The 4144-nt window shown below is 39.6% G+C and carries 4 protein-coding genes; all 4 read left to right on the top strand.

The window, feature by feature from the left end; genetic code table 11:
• Positions 1-438: glycosyltransferase family 9 protein (locus Q0F90_RS07735; RefSeq protein WP_296004482.1), on the top strand; the 438-nt coding region annotated here is incomplete at its 5' end.
• Entirely contained in the window at positions 438-1478 is a 1041-nt protein-coding gene (locus Q0F90_RS07730) for a glycosyltransferase family 9 protein (RefSeq protein WP_296004480.1), read from the top strand. The genes Q0F90_RS07735 and Q0F90_RS07730, both read left to right, overlap by 1 nt.
• 6 nt (positions 1479-1484) lie before the next feature.
• Positions 1485-2468, top strand: coding sequence for a 3'-5' exonuclease (locus Q0F90_RS07725; RefSeq protein ID WP_296004478.1), 984 nt, complete (start codon positions 1485-1487; stop codon positions 2466-2468).
• Positions 2469-2538: 70 nt separating this feature from the next.
• On the top strand, positions 2539-3930 hold the full coding sequence (locus tag Q0F90_RS07720; RefSeq protein WP_296004476.1) for an aminopeptidase: 1392 nt from the start codon (positions 2539-2541) through the stop codon (positions 3928-3930).
• Positions 3931-4144 lie beyond the last annotated feature (214 nt).

Raw genomic sequence — 4144 nt, 5'->3', positions numbered from 1 at the left:
CTTCTTAACTTTGGAGAGCTTTGTATTCGCTTATGTGAATCTGGTAAAAAGGTTGTTATTGCCGGTGCTCCTGATGATGCAGAAAAGGGTGCTTTCATAGAAAACTATGTGAAGCATAAGAATCTCATAAATTTAGTGGGATCTACATCAATGCCTGAACTCATTGAATTAATTCGACATTGTGAAATTTTTATCAGTGCTGATACGGGGCCTTTGCACATTACAAATGCTCTTAAGCGCCCTTTGATTGCACTATTTGGAACCACATCTCCGAAGCGAACTGGTCCTTATGGCGGTAGTCATGTACATCTCATTATTTCACCAACTTCGAAAGCAACACCTGAGCAACCTCTGGTAGATGATCCAGATTGTATGGCTCAAATCCCTGTGGATGCAGTATGGTCTGTGTATGAACAAGTACTTGGAAAGGAACTATAATGGAACTAGATTATAAGCGCATTGTGGTCACCTTTCTCATGCACTTAGGTGATGTTATTTTAACGACTCCATTCCTAGAGGTATTGCGTAAAGCTGCTCCACATAGTCATATTACATATGTAATAGATGAAAAACTACAACAAGTAATGCAATATAACCCAAATATTGATGAACTGATCGTTGTAGATAAAAAGGGGCGTCATAATAGTATTTCTGGGCTTAATGAGGTAGCTCGTGAAATCAATGCAAAGGGTAAACCTAATATCGTTATCAATTTACACCCCAATGAACGCACTTCCTATTTGGCGTGGAAGATTCATGCGCCCATTACGACTGGTATGAGTCATTTTTTGTTTAGACCATTTATGACAAAGTATACCCGTCTAGATCGTAAAACTCGCCACGCTGCAGATATGTACATCAATGTACTAGAACAATTAGGTGTTACCGATACCTCTAATTCAGGCTTACACATTGAAACTTGTGAAGAGTGGCGCCGTGAGGCCCAAGAATTCTATGCTAGTCATGGATTAACCGATAGTGATACGCTCATCGGTTTTAATATTGGTAGTGCTGTTCCTGAGAAACGCTGGCCTGCTGAGCGATTTGCTCATGTAGCAGATCATTTCGGTCGTTTAGGATATAAGACTGTATTCTTTGGCGGCCCTATGGATCTAGAAATGGTGCAACCTGTAGTAGAACAAATGGAAACCAAACCCATTGTGGCCACTGGAAAATTCCAGTTAGGACCATTAGCAGCGGCTATGAGCCGCTGTAATCTATTGATTACAAATGACTCTGGTCCTATGCATGTAGGAATTAGTCAAAAGGTGCCAATCGTGGCACTTTATGGACCATCTAACCCATTCTTTTATGGTCCGTACCAAGCTCATGCTATTCTTCTTGAAACGATGGACTCCTATGAAGTTGGTAAAAGCATGAAGAAGATTATTAAAGAAGGAAATTACAAAGGGTTATCTGTAATTTCTGAAGAACAGGTTATTAAAGCGGCGGAAACGTTGCTTTCAGAATCGAAATAAAAGCCTATGAATTATATAGTATTTGATTTGGAGTGGAATCAACCGTATAGCAACGACATTAGCTTTATGAAGCGTACTAAAATGCCGTTGACTGGTGAAATCATTCAAATCGGAGCGGTAAAACTAAATGACAAGATGGACATCGTAGATCATTTTACGATGTTCATCAAACCTCAATATTTGCCACGGATGCATAAGCATGTGCGAGAATTGACGGGAATAACGGCTAGAGAACTGGATCACGGTGTACCCTTTAAGACGGCTATGCAGTACTTTCAAAACTGGTGTGGTGATGAATATATGCTACTATCTTGGGGTTCTGATGATATTCTTATCTTAAGAGAAAATCTTATGCTTCATAAGATGAAAGCTTTATCTTATGATCAATGGGTAGATGCTCAAATGATTTATGCCTATCAACGATATGGTACAAATCAGCAGTATTCTGTGGCTCATGCTATGGAGGATCTCAATATATCGGCGGAGCATTTGTCTGCTCACAACGCTTTACATGATGCCGTATTTACGGCTCATATATGTCAGAAGCTAGATATTCCACAAGGAATTTTGCATTATGATCAAATTCGTAAGGAAAGTAGTAATCCTTTCTTATATCCACCGATTTTGACATTTTTTATGTATGAAAACTTCCCTGAGAAGAAGCGTATCGTTCATGATAGACGTGTACGCTTATCTTTCTGCCCCTATTGTCAGACTCGTTTAGAAATGACTAGGCCAGAACGATTACAAGGGGATAAGCATCTCGCCATCGGCGTTTGTCCGAAACATGGCGATTTTGCAGTACAACTTAAAGTTGGAAAATATACGATTAAGTCCGGTAGTACTAAGTTTTACGTTACAAAGGTTTTAACTCATTGTACGGACGAAATTCGTTCTCTATATACTCAGAAGTCTGAAATTAATCGAGAAAAAGAGCGAAAATATTTAGAATTTCGCCGGGCGGAACTTGAAAAGGATCGCCAAAAATAATTTTGTTAATGCAAGTTCACAGTGATAGGTCTGTAATGGTTAGACTGTGAGCTTATAGAAAGGATAGATTATGGAACGCAAATATGCATGGCATAATTACGACGATGCCACTATGGAAAAGGTATATGCTTTAAGTGATACATATCGTCAATTTTTAGATAATGGTAAAACAGAACGGGAATGCGTAGTGCAAGCCATAGAGTTTGCTGAAGCAAAAGGTTATGTAAATCTAAAAGACATCATTAAAAATAATACGCCAATCAAAGCTGGGGATAAGATTTATTACACACATATGGATAAATCTATTGCTTTGTTTAATATCGGTACAGATGATATCGAATTAGGTATGAACATTTTAGGTGCTCATATTGACTCTCCACGTATTGATGTAAAACAAAACCCTCAATACGAAGATAGCAACCTTTTATTCTGGGATACTCACTACTACGGTGGCATTAAAAAATATCATTGGGTAGCCATGCCACTTGCCATTCATGGTGTTGTGGTAAAAACAGATGGCACACGTATCAATATTAATATTGGTGATAAAGAAACGGACCCTGTATTCTGCATTACGGACTTGTTGCCTCATTTAGGGCAAGAACAAATGCAAAAAAATGCAGCTAAAGTAATTGAAGGGGAAGCTCTTGATTTACTCATCGGTAGCCGTCCAGTAAAAGATGAGGAAAAAGAAGGGGTTTCTAAATTCATTAATAACCTTCTTGAAAAAGAGTATGGCTTCGTTGAGCGAGACTTGTTATCTGCAGAGCTTGAAATTGTACCAGCAGGTAAGGCACGTGATATGGGCTTTGACCGTTCCATGGTAATGGCCTATGGCCAAGACGACCGCGTATGTGCGTACACATCTTTGGTAGCTATGCTTGAAGTAGACAATGTAAAACGCACAACTTGTTGCTTACTTGTAGATAAAGAGGAAATTGGTTCTGTAGGTGCTACGGGCATGCAATCTCGTTTCTTTGAAAACGCAGTAGCTGAAATCTTAACACTCATGGGTAAACCAAATTCTGTTAGTGTACGCCGTACATTGGAAAAATCTCGCATGTTATCTTCTGATGTAAGTGCTGGTTACGATCCACTTTATTCATCTGCGTATGAAAAGAAAAATGCTTCTTACCTTGGTATGGGCGTAGTATTCAATAAATTTACAGGATCACGTGGTAAAGCTGGCTCTAATGATGCCAATGCTGAGTACATGGGCTTTATCCGCCGTGTTATGGAGTCCAACAATGTAACGTATCAAACAGCAGAGCTTGGCAAGGTAGACCTCGGTGGTGGCGGTACGATTGCATACATCATGGCTCTTTACGGTATGAATGTTATCGACTGTGGTGTAGCTGTTCTTAGTATGCATGCGCCTTGGGAGGTTACTTCTAAAGCCGATATTTACGAGGCTAAACAATGCTACGTTGCATTCTTACAGGCAGCTGATGAAACAATATAATGTAATGTGGCTTTCACCAATGGTGAAAGTCCATTCTATGTGAGGTATATATGAATCAAACGGAATTAGGCGCAGCTATTGAGGCTGCGAAGGGAGAGGCAACAGAGGTTAAGACAGTAAAGGTCGATATCTTTGATATTCCTGAAACAAAAGCTGAAGAATATATTGCAAATCGTGAAGAGGTGGTTGAGGCTGCGGCGGCAGTTATGAAACC

Source organism: uncultured Veillonella sp. (assembly GCF_934190855.1).
GTDB lineage: Bacteria > Bacillota > Negativicutes > Veillonellales > Veillonellaceae > Veillonella.
This window is presented reverse-complemented; position numbering and strand designations above follow the sequence as displayed.

Excerpts from the sequence above, each read along its gene's own strand:
- Q0F90_RS07720 (WP_296004476.1), top strand. The coding sequence starts at position 2,539 with ATGGAACGCAAATATGCATGGCATAATTACGACGATGCCACTATGGAA.
- Q0F90_RS07725 (WP_296004478.1), top strand. The coding sequence starts at position 1,485 with ATGAATTATATAGTATTTGATTTGGAGTGGAATCAACCGTATAGCAAC.
- Q0F90_RS07730 (WP_296004480.1), top strand. The coding sequence starts at position 438 with ATGGAACTAGATTATAAGCGCATTGTGGTCACCTTTCTCATGCACTTA.